Here is a 16,338-nt window from a genome sequence, read left to right as displayed (position 1 = left end):
GTGTAAACCTATTTCAGGACTAGACATCAGGGCAGGGCGCGGATCAACCGGCGACCAACACCCGAATCGCCTCCAACCGCAGCGCCGCCTTGTCGAGCATGGCCAGGCCTTGCTCGCGCTGTTGGCGCAGGGCAACCAGTTCGCTGTCGCGTACGGTCGGGTTGACGGCTTGCAGGGCGGTCAGGCGCGCCAGCTCTTCGTCGGTGTCTGCCGCCAGGCGACGTTGCGCCTCGGCCACACGTTCGGCGTGGCGCGGGGCGATTTTCTCTTCGCCGGCGTTGATCCGTGGCGTCAGCTGATCGCGCTGGGCCTGCACGAACTTGTTGGCGCTGGCCCGTGGCACGCTTTCCAACTGGTCGTTGAGGGTGGTGAAGGACACCCGGCCCGACAAGTCATTACCATTGGCATCCAGCAGGCAGCGCAGGGCCGCCGGGGGCAGGTAGCGACCCAGTTGCAGCGAACGCGGTGCCACCACTTCACTGACATAGAGCAGTTCCAGCAACACGGTGCCCGGCTTCAGCGCCTTGTTCTTGATCAGCGCCACTGCGGTGTTGCCCATGGAACCGGACAGCACCAGGTCCATGCCGCCCTGGACCATCGGGTGCTCCCAGGTAATGAACTGCATGTCTTCGCGAGACAGCGCCTGGTTGCGGTCGTAAGTGATGGTCACGCCTTCGTCGTCGCCGAGGGGGAAGCTGGCGTCGAGCATTTTTTCGCTGGGCTTGAGGATCAGCGCGTTTTCCGAATGGTCTTCGCTGTCGATGCCGAACGCGTCGAACAGGGTTTCCATGTAGATCGGCAGGGTGAACTGATCGTCTTGCTCCAGGATGTCCTCGACCAGCGCATCACCTTCGCCAGCGCCGCCGGAGTTGAGCTCCAGCAAACGGTCGCGGCCGGTGTGCAGCTCGGCTTCGAGGCGCTCGCGCTCGGTGCGGGCTTCGTCGATCAGGGCTTGCCATTCGCCGTCGTCGGCATTTTCCAGCAGCGGCAGCAGGCGCGGGCCGAACTGGTGCTGCAAGGCGTTGCCGGTCGGGCAGGTATTAAGGAAGGCATTCAAGGCTTCGTGGTACCACTGGAACAGCCGCTCTTGCGGGCTGGTTTCCAGGTACGGCACGTGCAGCTCGATCACATGCTTCTGGCCGATCCGGTCCAGGCGCCCGATGCGCTGCTCCAGCAAGTCCGGGTGCGATGGCAGGTCGAACAGCACCAGATGGTGGGCGAACTGGAAGTTGCGGCCTTCACTGCCGATTTCCGAACAGATCAGCACCTGGGCGCCGAACTCTTCATCCGCGAAGTAGGCGGCGGCACGGTCCCGTTCGAGGATGTTCATGCCCTCGTGGAACACCGTGGCCGGGATGCCGGAACGCACGCGCAGGGCGTCTTCCAGGTCCATGGCGGTTTCGGCGTGGGCGCAGATCACCAGGACTTTGGTGCGCTTGAGCATTTTCAGCTGGTCGATCAGCCACTCGACGCGCGGGTCGAAGCGCCACCAGCGGTTTTCTTCTTCTATATCCGGTTGCGACTGGAAGCTGACTTCCGGGTACAGCTCGGCATGCTCGCCCAGCGGCAGTTCCAGGTACTCGTCCGGGCACGGCAGCGGGTAGGCGTGCAACTTGCGTTCGGGGAAGCCTTGTACGGCGGCGCGGGTGTTACGGAACAGCACGCGGCCGGTGCCGTGGCGGTCCAGCAGCTCACGCACCAGGCGCGCACTGGCTTCGGTGTCGCCATCGTTGACGGCAGCCAGCAGTGCTTCGCCTTCGTTGCCGAGGAAGCCCTGGATAGTCTTGTGCGCGGCCGGCGAGAGGCGACCCTTGTCCATCAGTTCCTGGACGGCTTCGGCGACCGGGCGATAGTTCTCGCTCTCGGCGCGGAAGGCTTTGACGTCATGGAAACGGTTCGGGTCCAGCAGGCGCAGACGGGCGAAGTGGCTGTCCTGGCCCAGTTGTTCCGGGGTTGCGGTCAGCAGCAGCACGCCGGGAATGGTCTCGGCCAGTTGCTCGACCAGTTGGTATTCAGCGCTGGCCTTTTCTTCGTGCCAGACCAGGTGGTGGGCTTCGTCGACCACCATCAAGTCCCAGCCGGCGGCAAACAGTGCGTCCTGGGCTTTTTCGTCGTCCACCAGCCATTCCAGGGCCACCAGCGCGAGCTGGGTGTCTTCGAACGGGTTGCTGGCATCGCTTTCGATAAAACGTTCTTCGTCGAACAGCGCGACCTGCAGGTTGAAACGCCGGCGCATTTCCACCAGCCATTGGTGCTGGAGGTTTTCCGGGACCAGGATCAGTACGCGATTGGCGCGCCCGGACAGCAGTTGGCGATGGATCACCAGGCCGGCTTCGATGGTCTTGCCCAGGCCCACTTCGTCGGCCAGCAGCACCCGTGGCGCGATCCGGTCAGCCACTTCACGGGCAATGTGCAGTTGGTGCGCAATCGGCTGCGCACGCACGCCGCCCAGGCCCCAGAGCGAGGACTGCAACTGGCGGCTGGTGTGTTCCAGGGTGTGGTAGCGCAGGGAGAACCAGGCCAGCGGGTCGATCTGGCCGGCGAACAGACGGTCGCTGGCGAGGCGGAACTGGATGAAGTTCGACAGTTGGGTTTCCGGCAGGGTGACCTGCTCGTTCTGCCCATTGAGGCCGTGGTAGACCAGCAGGCCGTCGACATCGTCGACCTCGCGCACGGTCATCTTCCAGCCTTCGAAGTGGGTGATGGTGTCACCCGGCGAGAACCTCACGCGAGTGAGGGGCGCATTCCGTAGCGCATACTGGCGGGTGTCGCCAGTGGCCGGATAGAGCACGGTCAACAAGCGGCCGTCCTGTGCCAGAACGGTGCCTAACCCCAGCTCTGCTTCGCTGTCACTAATCCAGCGTTGCCCCGGTTGATACTGCTGCGCCATGCTGCCTGACTCCCGCCGTGAAAAAGCCGACTATTCTAACGGAACAAGGCCCCCAGCCAAAGGACTCTGACAAAAACTACTCCGCTTGCCGGAGTGAAAGAGGGCGATTCGACGGGTGGCAGGGCACTGGCGACTGACGACTGGGTCACAAGTTGGCAGCCCCAGGCTCAAGTCGCTGGTACAGCAGCCGACAGCCTGCTGACAGGAGACCAATAATTATGCTGCCACCGATCTTGCCCTTGAGTGTTGTGCCGGTTACGTCACAACTCGACCCCGTGCGCCCCAAACCCGATATCCCGCCGGTGGTGCCTGCGCAGGCGAGTTCCAATGAAAGCACCATTGACCTCAAGCACCGCGACGCCGAGCAATCGACCCTGATGCTGCGCGAGGAACAACGACGCCAGCAGGAACAGCAAAAACGCCGGCGCGAGGCCGACGAAGATCCCGAGCAGCACCTGGCCGTTCCTGGTGACGAACTGAATGCCGATAACACCGTGCCGGTCGCGCCGCTGATCGAGGATGCACCCCGTCAGGGGTTGTGGGTGGACGTCGAGGTTTGACCCCTGGGCGGGCCAGGACGCATTATTGAGTCAATCCAGCCACCACGTAAGCCATGCCATGAGTGACGACAAGCTGATCGACCTGACTGCCGAACGCGCCAAACGGGTCCACGATCTCAATGACAAGCGCCTGAATGACGTGCGCCAGGCGTTCGAGCAGGCCATGCCGCTGGGCAAGGCGAAGAAAAAGTCGAAAAACAAACCGAAAAAGCGCTGAAATGCCCTGAATCTATTGATTCAGGTCAGTTATCTCCCTTCTTTACGCCCCGTTGCGGGCGACATTGATCCCCGTCAATTTCTGCCCCCGACTTCTTGGTTAACTTAGCCCTATCGCAACAGGGCAAGAGCAGGAGGCCGGTCATGTTTTTCGATAATGTGGTTTTTGCCGGGGTGCTGACTGTCGGCCTCATGGTGCTGTTTTTTGTAGGGTTTGGATTTTTTATCTGGAAAGACGCGAACAAGCGTAAAAAACCATAGGTTTTTCCGGGTTACATGAGCACGCAAGGCATTTTGGGCGACTTCGGTCGCCCTTTTTTTTGCCCGATGTTTAGCTCCCTAGCCACAAAAGCACAAAAAAAGGCGTGACCCTCGCAGGTCACGCCTTTTTTAATTGCGTTGTCGGTTAACTGCCCAACGCCTTGGACGCCAGCCAGAACAACCCGGCCGACAGGCTCACTGTGGCTGGCAGGGTCAGGATCCAGGCCATCAGGATGGTCTTCACGGTGCCGCCTTGCAGGCCGCTCTTGTTCGCGACCATGGTCCCGGCCACGCCCGAAGACAGCACGTGGGTGGTGGACACCGGCAGGGCGAAGATATTGGCAAAGCCAATCATGGTGGCGGTGGTGATTTGCGCCGACATGCCCTGGGCATAGGTCATGCCCTGCTTGCCGATCTTCTCGCCAATCGTCAGTACCACGCGCTTCCAGCCCACCATGGTGCCCAGGCCAAGGGCCAGGGCCACGGCGAGGATTACCCAGAACGGTGCGTATTCGGTGGTGGCGGTCAGGTCTTTGCGCAGTTTTTCCAGGTCCGACTTCTCGCGGGAATCAAGGCCTGGCAGCTTGCCGACTTTCTTCGCGGTGTCGTCCAGGCACAACAGGTAGCGACGGACCTCAATGCGCTGGTCGGAGGTCAAGGAATGGTAGTCAGAGACACCCTTCAATGTGCCGAGGAGGGCGTTGATGGTTGGCTCGGTCTGTTGCGGGTTGCAACGGAACTTGCCTGGCAGGTCGTCTCTGACACTTTTGCCCAGGGCAAGGAATTCGCCGAGGGTTTCGTGGTTGCGCTGGTAGAACTGGTTGAGGTGCAGGGTGGCGTCGCGGGTTCGCTCGATCTGGTAAGTAGTGCTGCCCAGATCGAGTACAAACTGCGCGGGCACGATACCGATCAGCACCAGCATGATCAGGCCAATACCTTTCTGACCGTCGTTGGAGCCATGCACGAAACTCACGGCCATCGCGGAGATCACCAGTACCAGGCGGTTCCAGAACGGCGGGTGTTTCTTGTCGTCGAGCTTGCGGCGCTGGTCCGGTGTCTTGTGCATCTTGGACAGCGGACGCCACCATTTAAGGCCAATCAACACCAGGGCTGCGACCAGGAAGCCGGCCATGGGCGAGAACACCAGCGAGGCGCCGATATCAATGGCCTTCTGCCAGTTGACCCCGTCTGCCAGCGGAATATCGTTGATCAAGGCATTGGCCAGGCCGACACCGAGGATCGAACCGATCAGGGTGTGTGAGCTGGACGCCGGGATCCCGAAATACCAGGTGCCGAGATTCCAGGTGATGGCCGCTGCTAATAATGAAAACACCATGGCCAGACCATGGCCGGTGTTTACATTGATCAGCAACTCCACCGGCAGCAGGTGCACGATGGCATAGGCAACGCCCACCCCGCCGAGCAACACGCCGAGGAAGTTGAACACCCCGGAAAAGAATACGGCCAGGTGCGGCGGCATCGCTTTGGTATAGATGACTGTGGCCACCGCGTTAGCGGTGTCATGAAAGCCATTGATGAACTCGAAGGCGAGGACAAAGGCGAGGGCGAGCAACAGGCTCACAAGAACCCAAGCATCCAGTCCGCTGAATAAATCGATCATGAAGGTTTTATGACCCGGTCGTAAGGGGGCGCGATTATGCCAGAAAACCTCAGTAATCTATGCACTAGCTGCTCGCCGGTAACATTCTTCAACGAATTAATTTGGAGGAGGGGTGCGACTACCAGATATTTCGGTGGTTTGGCAACTCATTGATTTATAAAGAATAGAGGGGCCGTGGCAGGGTGCGACAATTAAGATGAAGGGTCTGAAACAGGTGTATGAAATTTCGTCAGAGCGGCGAAACTGACGATTGCTGGGCAAACCCCGTGCGCCCCTGCCAGGGGGCTGGCAGGGCAATGACTTGCCAGGAAGGCTCAATCCGAGAGGCTTATGGCTCTTCGGCCTTGAGGTCCTTTTCGATCTTTTGGATTTCCTGGGCAAACGCCTGGTCGAGCAGACTGGCTCGTTTGCGCCATGGTTTGCGCTCCGGCTCAGGTTGGGCGGCGTAGGTGGTGACTTCCCCGCCGTAAACATCCTTGTAACGTTGTTCCTGGCGCTCAAGTTCCGCGCGCAGTTCGTCTTTCGTCACTTTGTTACCTAATTGAGTTGAGTTTGATTCCGGTGATGCGCGATGACGCAAGTGATGGGCGTATTACACGATCAACCACTTCAGTTATTGCACGCGGCCACGGCACCGGGGAAGAACAGCTGTCGTAGCAACAGTTTTCTTTTTACATCACAAATATGGGCAGGCTGTGGAACTGAATACCCGGTATCTGCAACCCAGGCCAGGACAAGGAAAAGCTGAGGCTTGGTGGGGGCAGGCATGCCCTTGAGGCTAACTCGACCTTGTCACAGGGTGCATTATAGCGGCGCATTTGCATAAGACTATCGTCAACAAGTTAAAAAACGTCAACTTGGCGTAGCTGTATTGCTATTCACCTGATGTCGGGAACTTGACGCCGTACTTGCCTAATACTCTGTGTGTGACAGTTGCACGGTCGTTAATTAAGTCAACATTGCCAGGCCGGACGCCGCCGGTTAAGTGAGCGCAACAAATTCAGTGCGGGGACCTGGCAGCGCCCAGCGGCGCAAATTGCGATTATCGAATGACCGTCCGATAATCGCCCAATGTTGGCGCCCTTGCCTTGTACATCCGTTGCCTGCCGGCTTGTAATGGCGCTTGAAAATAAGAGAAAGGACCTGAAATGAACGATCAATTGCGCAACTCCTTTGCCTCAGTGGCGCCGCCGATCGTTGCGTCACCGGCCAAGCGCATCCAGGCGTTTACCGGCGACCCGGATTTCATGACCTCCCTGGCCCGTGGGCTGGCCGTGGTGCAGGCGTTCCAGGAGCGCAAGCGGCACCTGACCATCGCCCAGATCAGCCATCGCACGGAAATCCCCCGCGCTGCCGTCAGGCGTTGCCTGCATACCTTGATCAAACTCGGCTACGCCACCACCGACGGGCGCACGTACTCCCTGCTGCCCAAGGTCCTGACCCTGGGCCATGCCTATCTGTCGTCCACGCCCCTGGCGGTTTCTGCCCAGCCTTACCTGGACCGCATGAGTGAGCAGCTTCATGAAGCCTGCAACATGGCGACCCTGGAGGGCGACGACATCCTCTATATCGCCCGATCCGCCACCACCCAACGCCTGATTTCGGTGGATCTTTCGGTCGGTGGCCGGCTGCCAGCTTATTGCACCTCCATGGGCCGAATCCTCTTGGCAGCCCTGGATGACGCGTCGCTGCAGGACTACCTGGATCATGCCGACCTGCAAACCAAGACCAGCCGCACCCTGACCACGCCGCAAGCCTTGCTTGAATGCCTGCAACAAGTGCGGCAACAGGGCTGGTGCATTGTCGACCAGGAACTGGAGCAGGGTCTGCGCTCCATCGCCGTGCCGGTGTATGACGCGTCCGGCCAGGTATTGGCTGCGCTGAATGTCAGCACCCACGCCGGGCGGGTCAGCCGCAGTGAGCTGGAACAACGTTTCCTGCCGAGCATGCTCTGCGCCAGCCAGGAGCTGAGTGCCCAGTTGTTTGCTTAAGCTGTTCGGTGACCGCACAGATCCTAGTTTGACGAATTGACGGTGTTTCCCCTGGCTCATTAATGTCGCGGCAGCGTGATTGACCGCGACAGCCTCTACCGCCGCGGTTTCGGTTTCGCCCCAATAATAATGACGACTCGCCGTCGTCCGCCCGCCATCGGTGTGGAAATAAAAATAATGAATCAGCCTTCGCCTTCTGTTGGTACATGTCTGGACGTGCAGTCCTTTATCAATGCGCAACCGCTGTCCCGCTATCAATGGCGGGTGGTGATCCTGTGCTTCCTGATTGTCTTTCTCGATGGCCTGGATACCGCGGCCATGGGCTTTATTGCGCCGGCACTGTCCCAGGATTGGGGGATCGACCGTGCCAGCCTCGGCCCGGTGATGAGTGCCGCGTTGATCGGCATGGTGTTTGGCGCCCTGGGTTCAGGCCCGTTGGCCGACCGTTTCGGACGCAAGGTGGTGTTGGTCGGCGCCGTGCTGGTGTTCGGTGCGTTCAGCCTGGCCTCGGCCTATAGCAGCAACGTTGATCAGTTGCTGGTATTGCGCTTCCTGACCGGCCTGGGCCTGGGCGCTGGCATGCCGAACGCCACGACGTTGCTGTCCGAATACACCCCGGAGCGCCACAAGTCGTTGCTGGTGACCAGCATGTTCTGCGGCTTCAACCTGGGCATGGCCGGTGGCGGGTTTATCTCGGCCAAGCTGATCCCGATGTTCGGCTGGCACAGCCTGCTGCTGATCGGCGGCATCCTGCCCTTGATCCTGGTCGGCGTGCTGGTGCTGTGGCTGCCGGAGTCGGCGCGCTACCTGGTGGTGCGCAATCGCGGCACAGACAAGGTGCGCAAGGCCTTGTCACCCATCGACCCGGCCACCGTCGCCCAGGCTTCCAGCTTCAGCGTCCCGGAACAGAAAACCGTCAAGGCGCGCAATGTGTTCGCGGTGATCTTCTCTGGCACCTACAGCGCCGGCACCCTGTTGCTGTGGCTCACCTACTTTATGGGCCTGGTGATTGTGTACCTGCTGACCAGTTGGTTGCCGACCCTGATGCGTGACAGCGGCGCCAGCATGGAGCAGGCGGCTTTTATCGGCGCGTTGTTCCAGTTTGGTGGAGTACTCAGCGCCGTGGGCGTGGGCTGGGCCATGGACCGGTTCAATCCGCACAAGGTCATCGGCACTTTCTACCTGCTGGCTGGGGTCTTTGCCTACGCCGTGGGCCAGAGCCTGGGCAATATCACCCTCCTGGCCACCCTGGTGTTGATCGCCGGGATGTGCGTCAACGGTGCGCAATCGGCCATGCCTTCGTTGGCGGCGCGGTTTTACCCGACCCAGGGCCGGGCGACCGGGGTGTCCTGGATGCTGGGGATTGGCCGTTTTGGCGCGATCCTCGGTGCGTGGATGGGAGCCACGCTGTTGGGGCTGGGTTGGAACTTCGAGCAAGTGCTGACGGCACTGGTGATTCCGGCTGCATTGGCCACCACGGCGGTATTGATCAAGGGCTTCGTCAGCCACGCCGACGCCACCTGAGACTTAAAGCAGGCACGGATGAAAAATGTGGGAGCGGGCTTGCTCGCGAAGGCGGTGGCTCAGGACAAAAGTGTGTTGACTGACACACCGCCTTCGCGAGCAAGCCCGCTCCCACAGGGACGCTGTTCGCATGGAAAGCAGAGGTGTTTGGAGGAATGTTAGCCAGGTAACAATCCGTTCGATTATCGAACAGTTAGTCGATTATCGGATTGTTTGACCCCTGACCCCGGCTTACTCTTCAAGCACTTCGGCGCTGCCTCCAGCGCCTTTTTCGACCTACACCGGGAGCCCAACCCCATGGCTGAAATCCTTTCGCTGGCTGATGCGGTAAAGCAGTTCGTCAATGACGGCGATACCGTCGCGCTCGAAGGCTTTACCCACCTGATCCCTACAGCGGCAGGTCATGAAATCATCCGTCAGGGCAAGAAAGACCTGACGCTGGTGCGCATGACGCCCGACCTGATCTACGACCAACTGATCGGGGCCGGCTGTGCGCGCAAGTTGATTTTTTCCTGGGGCGGCAACCCGGGCGTAGGTTCCCTGCATCGCCTGCGGGATGCAGTGGAAAAGCAATGGCCGCAACCGTTGGAGATCGAAGAACACAGCCATGCGGACCTGGCCAACGCCTACGTGGCCGGCGCCTCCGGCCTGCCGTTCGCGGTGCTGCGGGCGTATGCCGGTTCTGACCTGCCCAAGGTCAACCCGCTGATCAAGACCGTGACCTGTCCCTTCACCGGCGAAGTGCTGGCGGCGGTGCCGTCGGTGCGCCCGGACATCACCGTGATCCATGCGCAAAAGGCCGACCGCAAGGGCAACGTGCTGTTGTGGGGGATTCTCGGGGTGCAGAAAGAGGCGGCATTGGCGGCCAAGCGTTGCATCGTCACCGTCGAAGAAATCGTCGACGACCTCAACGCCCCCATGAACGCCTGCGTGCTGCCGACCTGGGCCCTGACCGCCGTGTGCCATGTACCAGGGGGCGCGCATCCTTCCTACGCCCACGGTTACACCGAGCGTGACAATCGCTTCTATCAAGCCTGGGATCCGATCGCTCGGGACCGTGGGACGTTTACCGCATGGATCAATGAATACATCCATGGCACCGCTGACTTCAGTCAATTCCAGGCCAAACTGGCTGCAGCGCAGGAGGCCAAGTAATGACTTACTCGACCAATGAAATGATGACCGTCGCCGCCGCGCGCCGCCTGAAGAACGGTGCCGTGTGCTTCGTCGGCATCGGCCTGCCGTCCAAGGCCGCCAACCTGGCCCGCCTGACGTCGTCGCCGGACGTGGTGTTGATCTACGAGTCCGGCCCGATTGGCGCCAAGCCCTCGGTCCTGCCGCTGTCCATTGGCGACGGCGAGTTGGCGGAAACCGCCGACAGTGTCGTGCCCACGGGTGAGATTTTTCGCTACTGGCTGCAAGGCGGGCGCATTGACGTCGGTTTTCTCGGCGCAGCCCAGGTCGACCGCTTCGGCAATATCAACACCACGGTGGTCGGTGATTACCACCAACCCAAGGTGCGCCTGCCGGGTGCCGGTGGTGCGCCGGAGATTGCCGGCTCCGCCAAGAGCGTGTTGATCATCCTCAAGCAGTCGTCCCGTTCGTTTGTCGACAAACTGGACTTCATCACCTCGGTCGGCCATGGCGAAGGCGGCGACTCGCGCAAACGCCTCGGCCTGCCAGGCGCAGGCCCGGTCGGGATTATTACCGACCTGTGCATCATGGAGCCGGAGGAGGGCACCCACGAATTTGTGGTCACCGCCTTGCATCCCGGCGTGACCCGCGAGCAAGTGATTGCCGCCACCGGCTGGGCGATCCGCTTTGCCGAGCAGGTCAGCACCAGCGCCGAACCCACGCCAGTCGAACTGAACGCCTTGCGCGATCTTGAAGCCCGTACCGCCGCGGCCCATGGCCAAACCCCAGGAGAAGCCTGATGCGCGACGTGTTTATCTGTGATGCGATCCGCACCCCCATCGGCCGTTTCGGCGGTGGCCTGTCCACGGTGCGCGCCGATGACCTGGCGGCCCTGCCGATCAAGGCCCTGATGGCGCGCAACCCGTCGGTAGACTGGAGCGCGGTCGACGAAGTGTTCCTCGGCTGCGCCAACCAGTCCGGCGAAGACAACCGTAACGTGGCGCGCATGGCCGCGCTGCTGGCCGGCCTGCCGCCGAGCATTCCCGGGGTGACGGTCAACCGCTTGTGCGCCTCGGGCATGGACGCCATCGGCACCGCGTTCCGCGCCATTGCCAGTGGCGAAATGGAGCTGGCGATTGCCGGTGGTGTCGAGTCGATGTCCCGTGCACCGTTCGTGATGGGCAAGGCAGACGCCGCGTTCTCGCGCAACATGAAGCTGGAAGACACCACCATCGGCTGGCGCTTTATCAACCCGTTGATGAAGGCCCAGTACGGCGTGGATGCCATGCCGCAGACCGCTGATAACGTGGCAGATGACTACAACGTCTCGCGCGCCGACCAGGACGCCTTCGCCTTGCGTAGCCAGCAACGCACAGCCGTGGCCCAGGCCGCGGGGTTTTTCGCTGAAGAAATCGTCCCGGTACGGGTCGCCCATAAAAAAGGCGAGACCCTGGTGGAGCACGACGAACACCCGCGTGCCGATACCACCCTCGAAGCCCTGACCAAGCTCAAGCCGGTCAACGGCCCGGACAAGACCGTCACCGCCGGCAACGCTTCCGGGGTCAACGACGGCGCCGCCGCGTTGATTCTGGCCAGCGCGGACGCGGTGAAAAAGCACGGCCTGACCGCCCGCGCCCGGGTGTTGGGCATGGCCAGTGCCGGGGTCGAACCCCGGGTGATGGGCATCGGCCCGGTGCCAGCGGTGCGCAAGTTGGTAGAGCGCCTGGGCCTGGCGGTCAGCGACTTTGATGTGATCGAACTCAACGAAGCCTTCGCCAGCCAGGGTTTGGCGGTGCTGCGTGAGTTGGGCCTGGCGGACGACGCACCCCAGGTCAATCCCAACGGCGGCGCGATTGCCTTGGGTCATCCCCTGGGCATGAGCGGTGCGCGCCTGGTCTTGACGGCCCTGCATCAACTGGAAAAAACCGGCGGCAGCAAAGGCCTGGCGACCCTGTGTGTCGGCGTTGGCCAAGGCTTGGCGTTGGCCATCGAACGCGTTTGAGACCTACAAGAAAAAGAGGAATGCTCCATGAGTGACAAGCCCGGATACCGGCGCCCGCAAGCGGGTACTCAGCCTGATTACCTGCACCCGGCGTACCAGTCGACGAACCTGCGTTCGCCGTCCAAGCCGCTGGTGTTTTTGCCCCATTCGCTGTCGGAAATCACCGGCCCGACCATCGGCGCCGACCGCATTGCCGAGCACGACAACGACCTGACCGCCCAGCACGAGGGCGAGCCCCAAGGCGAGCGCATCATCATTCACGGCCGGGTCCTGGATGAAAACGGCCTGCCTGTGCCGGGCATCCTGGTGGAGATCTGGCAGGCCAACGCCGCCGGTCGCTACAACCACAAGCGCGACCAGCACGACGCGCCCCTGGACCCGAACTTCACCGGCACCGGTCGCACCGTCACCGATGCCGATGGCTGGTACCAGTTCCAGACCATCAAGCCCGGCGCCTATCCGTGGGGCAATCACCACAACGCCTGGCGCCCGGCGCATATCCACTTCTCGCTGTTCGGCCCCAGTGTGCTGACGCGCCTGGTGACCCAGATGTACTTCCCCGGCGACCCGCTGCTGGCCTATGACCCGATCTACAACTGCGTGCCGGACACCTCGGCCAAGGAACGCCTGATCGCCCGTTTCGACCTGGAAAAGACCGTGCCGCACTATGCCCTCGGCTATCGCTGGGACATCGTCCTGCGCGGCCGCGACGCCACGCCGATGGAGAAATGACATGACCCTCAACGCAACCACGTCCCACACCGTCGGGCCGTACTACCACATCGGCCTGACCTGGTTGAACTGCGAAGACCTGGCGAATGCGGGCACCCTCGGCGAGCGTGTGGCCATCACCGGGCAGGTGGTGGATGGCAATGGCGAGGTGGTCAACGATGCCATGCTGGAAGTCTGGCAGGCCAACGCCGCCGGTAAATATGACCACCCCGAGGACGACCAGGACAAAGCCCTGGACCCCAATTTCGCAGGCTTTGGCCGGGTGCCGGTGGATGCGCAAGGGCGTTTCCGTTTCAGCACCATCAAGCCCGGTAGTGTGCCGGGCCTGAAGGGTACGACCCAGGCGCCGCATTTGGTGGTGTTGGTGTTTGCCCGTGGTTTGGTGAAGCACTTGCTGACGCGGATTTATTTCGACGGCGAAGCGGCCAATGGCGATGATCCGTTGCTGGCGTGTGTGCCGGCAGAGCGGCGCGGCACGTTGGTTGCCAAGGCGGATGCGTCGGGGGTGTATCAGTGGAATGTGGTGCTTCAGGGCACCGATGAAGAGACGGTGTTTTTCGATTATTGAGTTGCCTGCCAGGGCGCTGTCGCGGGCAAGCCCGCTCTCACAGTGGAATGCGATCACCTGTGGGAGCGGGCTTGGCTGCCATTCAAAGGTCTGCTTGCGGAACGAGGTTGTTGCAAAGTGTGTCTAGACTCTAACCCGTTCCCTACGAGTGAAAACAACATGACAACGAGTACCAGTCACTACACCGGAGAAGAACGCAGCAAACGGATTTTTGCGATTGTCGGGGCCTCTTCCGGCAACCTGGTCGAATGGTTCGACTTCTACGTCTATGCCTTCTGCGCGATCTATTTCGCTCCGGCGTTTTTCCCCTCCGACGACCCCACGGTGCAGCTGCTCAACACCGCTGGCGTGTTCGCCGCAGGCTTCTTGATGCGCCCCATCGGTGGCTGGCTGTTTGGCCGGGTCGCCGACAAGCACGGGCGCAAGAATTCGATGATGATTTCGGTGCTGATGATGTGCGCCGGTTCCCTGGTCATCGCCTTTCTACCGACCTACAAAGACATCGGCGCCTGGGCTCCGGCCCTGCTGCTGATGGCGCGGCTGTTCCAGGGCCTGTCGGTGGGGGGCGAGTACGGCACCACGGCGACCTACATGAGTGAAGTCGCGCTCAAAGGCCAGCGCGGCTTCTTCGCCTCGTTCCAGTACGTGACCCTGATTGGCGGGCAACTGCTGGCGGTGTCGGTGGTGGTGATCCTGCAACAACTGCTCACCGAGGACGAGCTGCGGGCCTGGGGCTGGCGCATTCCGTTTGTGATCGGGGCCGTGGCGGCGGTGATTTCGCTGTTGCTGCGCCGCTCCCTGAAAGAAACCACCAGCAAGGAAATGCGGGAAAACAAGGACGCCGGCAGCATTGCCGCGTTGTTCCGCGATCACAAGGCCGCGTTTATCACCGTGCTCGGCTACACCGCCGGCGGCTCGCTGATCTTCTACACCTTTACCACGTACATGCAGAAGTACCTGGTGAACACCGCCGGCATGCACGCCAAGACCGCCAGCTACATCATGACCGGCGCGCTGTTCCTCTATATGTGCATGCAGCCGCTGTTCGGCATGCTCTCGGACAAGATCGGCCGCCGTAACTCGATGCTCTGGTTTGGCACGCTCGGGACCTTGTGCACAGTCCCGATCCTGCTGACCCTGAAAACCGTGACCAGCCCGTTCCTGGCCTTTGTATTGATTACCCTGGCGCTGGCAATTGTGAGTTTCTACACCTCCATCAGTGGCCTGGTAAAAGCCGAAATGTTCCCGCCACAAGTGCGCGCTCTCGGTGTGGGCCTGGCCTATGCGGTGGCCAACGCGATCTTCGGTGGTTCGGCGGAATACGTGGCCCTGGGCCTGAAATCCATTGGCCTGGAAAACACCTTCTACTGGTACGTGACCGGCATGATGGCGATTGCGTTCCTGTTCAGCCTGCGCCTGCCGAAACAGGCTGAGTACTTGCACCACGATCTGTAAGGGATGACTTATGACACTGCGCACGAGCAACCAACTGTTCGACGCTTACTTCACCGCCGACAGCATGGCCGAGGTGTTCTGTGACCAGGGACGCTTGCAGGGCATGCTGGATGTCGAAGCCGCACTGGCCCGGGCGCAGGCGCGGGTCGGGTTGATTCCCCAGGCCGCCGTCGCGCCGATTGCCCAGGCATGCCTGGCCTCGTTGTACGACGTGGATGCCCTCGGCGCGGCGATTGCCACGGCGGGCAATTCGGCGATCCCGCTGGTCAAGGCCCTGGGCAAACTGATTGCCAGCGAGGACGCCGGCGCCGAGCGCTATGTGCATCTGGGCGCCACCAGCCAGGATGTGATGGACACCGGCCTGGTGTTGCAACTGCGACGGGCGCTGGAACTGATCGACACGGACCTGGCCCGGCTGGGCGCGGTTCTCGCGGCCCAGGCGCAGCGCTATGCCGACGTGCCATTGGCCGGGCGTACCTGGTTGCAGCACGCAACGCCGGTCACCCTGGGGATGAAAATCGCCGGTTGGCTGGGGGCGGTGACGCGCAATCGCCAACGGTTGGTGGAGCTGCAGCCGCGCCTGCTGGTCCTGCAGTTCGGCGGCGCGTCCGGCACCTTGGCGGCACTGGGTGAACACGCCATGCCGGTGGCGCAAGCCCTGGCAGCGGAGTTGCAACTGACGCTGCCCGAACAACCCTGGCACACCCAGCGTGACCGTCTGGTGGAGTTCGCCAGCGTGCTGGGCCTGATCGCCGGCAGCCTGGGCAAGCTCGGGCGGGATATCAGCCTGCTGATGCAGACCGAAGCGGCGGAAGTGTTCGAGCCGTCAGCCCCAGGCAAGGGCGGCTCCTCGACCATGCCGCACAAGCGCAACCCGGTTGGCGCGGCGGTGTTGATCAGCGCTGCTACGCGGGTGCCGGGCTTGGTGGCGACGATGTTCAGCGCCATGCCCCAGGAGCACGAGCGCAGCCTGGGCCTGTGGCATGCCGAATGGGAAACTCTGCCCGAAATCTGCCGCCTGGTGTCCGGTGCCTTGCATCAGGCATTACTGGTGAGTGAAGGCCTGGAAGTCGATGCACAACGCATGGGCCACAATCTCGACCTGACCCAGGGCCTGGTGCTGGCCGAGGCCGTCAGTAGCACATTGGCCCAGCGCCTGGGCCGTGAAACCGCCCATCACCTGCTGGAACAGTGTTGCAAACGCGCGGTCGCCGAGCAGCGCCATTTGCGCGCGGTATTGGCCGATGAGCCGCAAGTCACCGCCGAGCTGTCGGCGGTGGAATTGGATCGCCTGCTGGACCCGGCGCATTACCTGGGCCAGGCACAGACCTGGGTCAGCCGCGCCGTGGCTGAGCACTTTGCTTTTTCTGCCTGAGGAGGCTGC

Annotated in this window: 15 protein-coding genes; 12 read left to right on the top strand and 3 right to left on the bottom strand. The window is 61.7% G+C overall.

Features of this window, described 5'->3' with window-relative positions; all coding sequences use genetic code 11:
• Positions 1 to 43: 43 nt before the first annotated feature.
• Positions 44 to 2,890 carry an RNA polymerase-associated protein RapA gene (gene rapA, locus HBR93_RS16365; RefSeq protein WP_057439822.1) on the bottom strand — a complete coding sequence of 949 codons (2,847 nt, stop codon included), beginning with the start codon at positions 2,888 to 2,890 and terminating at the stop codon, positions 44 to 46.
• Between the two features lie 218 nt (positions 2,891 to 3,108).
• Between rapA and HBR93_RS16360 the strand changes: the two genes are divergently transcribed.
• The 3 genes from HBR93_RS16360 (at position 3,109) to ccoM (ending at position 3,927) form a co-directional block, all read left to right on the top strand.
• Positions 3,109 to 3,450 (top strand): hypothetical protein, encoded by a 342-nt coding sequence (locus HBR93_RS16360; RefSeq protein WP_057439820.1) that lies wholly within the window; start codon positions 3,109 to 3,111, stop codon positions 3,448 to 3,450.
• Positions 3,451 to 3,475: 25 nt separating this feature from the next.
• The gene (locus HBR93_RS16355) at positions 3,476 to 3,667 is read left to right on the top strand and encodes a hypothetical protein (protein ID WP_128593654.1); all 192 of its coding nucleotides are present in this window, start codon (positions 3,476 to 3,478) and stop codon (positions 3,665 to 3,667) included.
• Between the two features lie 143 nt (positions 3,668 to 3,810).
• Positions 3,811 to 3,927 carry a cytochrome c oxidase subunit CcoM gene (ccoM, locus tag HBR93_RS27130; RefSeq protein WP_029297086.1) on the top strand — a complete coding sequence of 39 codons (117 nt, stop codon included), beginning with the start codon at positions 3,811 to 3,813 and terminating at the stop codon, positions 3,925 to 3,927.
• 145 nt (positions 3,928 to 4,072) lie between these two features.
• Here ccoM and HBR93_RS16350 read toward each other — a convergent pair whose 3' ends face one another.
• A complete protein-coding gene (locus HBR93_RS16350) occupies positions 4,073 to 5,548 on the bottom strand; it encodes an inorganic phosphate transporter (RefSeq protein WP_057439817.1) in 1,476 nt (491 codons plus the stop codon).
• A 328-nt stretch (positions 5,549 to 5,876) separates the two neighbouring features.
• The gene (locus HBR93_RS16345) at positions 5,877 to 6,077 is read right to left on the bottom strand and encodes a hypothetical protein (RefSeq protein ID WP_029297082.1); all 201 of its coding nucleotides are present in this window, start codon (positions 6,075 to 6,077) and stop codon (positions 5,877 to 5,879) included.
• A 619-nt stretch (positions 6,078 to 6,696) separates the two neighbouring features.
• Here HBR93_RS16345 and pcaR point away from each other — a divergent pair.
• From pcaR to HBR93_RS16300, 9 genes are all read left to right on the top strand, one after another.
• Positions 6,697 to 7,539, top strand: coding sequence for a pca regulon transcriptional regulator PcaR (gene pcaR / locus HBR93_RS16340; RefSeq protein ID WP_057439816.1), 843 nt, complete (start codon positions 6,697 to 6,699; stop codon positions 7,537 to 7,539).
• 177 nt (positions 7,540 to 7,716) lie between these two features.
• Positions 7,717 to 9,063: an MFS transporter gene (locus tag HBR93_RS16335; protein WP_057958737.1), complete on the top strand. Its 1,347-nt coding sequence runs from the start codon at positions 7,717 to 7,719 to the stop codon at positions 9,061 to 9,063.
• 297 nt (positions 9,064 to 9,360) lie between these two features.
• A complete protein-coding gene (locus HBR93_RS16330) occupies positions 9,361 to 10,218 on the top strand; it encodes a CoA transferase subunit A (RefSeq protein ID WP_057439815.1) in 858 nt (285 codons plus the stop codon).
• Positions 10,218 to 10,997: a CoA-transferase subunit beta gene (locus HBR93_RS16325; RefSeq protein ID WP_057439814.1), complete on the top strand. Its 780-nt coding sequence runs from the start codon at positions 10,218 to 10,220 to the stop codon at positions 10,995 to 10,997. The genes HBR93_RS16330 and HBR93_RS16325 overlap by 1 nt, the downstream gene beginning before the upstream one ends.
• Positions 10,994 to 12,199 (top strand): 3-oxoadipyl-CoA thiolase, encoded by a 1,206-nt coding sequence (gene pcaF / locus HBR93_RS16320; protein ID WP_169960733.1) that lies wholly within the window; start codon positions 10,994 to 10,996, stop codon positions 12,197 to 12,199. The genes HBR93_RS16325 and pcaF overlap by 4 nt, the downstream gene beginning before the upstream one ends.
• Positions 12,200 to 12,226: 27 nt before the next feature.
• Positions 12,227 to 12,931 carry a protocatechuate 3,4-dioxygenase subunit beta gene (gene pcaH, locus HBR93_RS16315; RefSeq protein WP_169960707.1) on the top strand — a complete coding sequence of 235 codons (705 nt, stop codon included), beginning with the start codon at positions 12,227 to 12,229 and terminating at the stop codon, positions 12,929 to 12,931.
• 1 nt (position 12,932) lies between these two features.
• Positions 12,933 to 13,499, top strand: coding sequence for a protocatechuate 3,4-dioxygenase subunit alpha (pcaG, locus tag HBR93_RS16310; protein WP_057439808.1), 567 nt, complete (start codon positions 12,933 to 12,935; stop codon positions 13,497 to 13,499).
• A 159-nt stretch (positions 13,500 to 13,658) separates the two neighbouring features.
• On the top strand, positions 13,659 to 14,954 hold the full coding sequence (locus HBR93_RS16305; RefSeq protein ID WP_169960706.1) for an MFS family transporter: 1,296 nt from the start codon (positions 13,659 to 13,661) through the stop codon (positions 14,952 to 14,954).
• 10 nt (positions 14,955 to 14,964) lie between these two features.
• A complete protein-coding gene (locus tag HBR93_RS16300) occupies positions 14,965 to 16,329 on the top strand; it encodes a 3-carboxy-cis,cis-muconate cycloisomerase (protein WP_057439807.1) in 1,365 nt (454 codons plus the stop codon).
• The last annotated feature ends 9 nt before the right edge of the window (positions 16,330 to 16,338 follow it).

The sequence above is a fragment of the Pseudomonas sp. WS 5411 genome (assembly GCF_012985595.1).
Lineage (GTDB): Bacteria > Pseudomonadota > Gammaproteobacteria > Pseudomonadales > Pseudomonadaceae > Aquipseudomonas > Aquipseudomonas shahriarae.
Note: the sequence above shows the minus strand (reverse complement) of the source record. Positions and strands in the feature narration are given on the sequence as shown.

Excerpts from the sequence above, each read along its gene's own strand:
- rapA (WP_057439822.1), bottom strand. The coding sequence starts at position 2,890 with ATGGCGCAGCAGTATCAACCGGGGCAACGCTGGATTAGTGACAGCGAA.
- HBR93_RS16300 (WP_057439807.1), top strand. The coding sequence starts at position 14,965 with ATGACACTGCGCACGAGCAACCAACTGTTCGACGCTTACTTCACCGCC.
- pcaR (WP_057439816.1), top strand. The coding sequence starts at position 6,697 with ATGAACGATCAATTGCGCAACTCCTTTGCCTCAGTGGCGCCGCCGATC.
- HBR93_RS16330 (WP_057439815.1), top strand. The coding sequence starts at position 9,361 with ATGGCTGAAATCCTTTCGCTGGCTGATGCGGTAAAGCAGTTCGTCAAT.
- HBR93_RS16350 (WP_057439817.1), bottom strand. The coding sequence starts at position 5,548 with ATGATCGATTTATTCAGCGGACTGGATGCTTGGGTTCTTGTGAGCCTG.
- HBR93_RS16335 (WP_057958737.1), top strand. The coding sequence starts at position 7,717 with ATGAATCAGCCTTCGCCTTCTGTTGGTACATGTCTGGACGTGCAGTCC.
- pcaG (WP_057439808.1), top strand. The coding sequence starts at position 12,933 with ATGACCCTCAACGCAACCACGTCCCACACCGTCGGGCCGTACTACCAC.
- HBR93_RS16325 (WP_057439814.1), top strand. The coding sequence starts at position 10,218 with ATGACTTACTCGACCAATGAAATGATGACCGTCGCCGCCGCGCGCCGC.
- pcaH (WP_169960707.1), top strand. The coding sequence starts at position 12,227 with ATGAGTGACAAGCCCGGATACCGGCGCCCGCAAGCGGGTACTCAGCCT.
- ccoM (WP_029297086.1), top strand. The coding sequence starts at position 3,811 with ATGTTTTTCGATAATGTGGTTTTTGCCGGGGTGCTGACTGTCGGCCTC.
- HBR93_RS16360 (WP_057439820.1), top strand. The coding sequence starts at position 3,109 with ATGCTGCCACCGATCTTGCCCTTGAGTGTTGTGCCGGTTACGTCACAA.
- HBR93_RS16305 (WP_169960706.1), top strand. The coding sequence starts at position 13,659 with ATGACAACGAGTACCAGTCACTACACCGGAGAAGAACGCAGCAAACGG.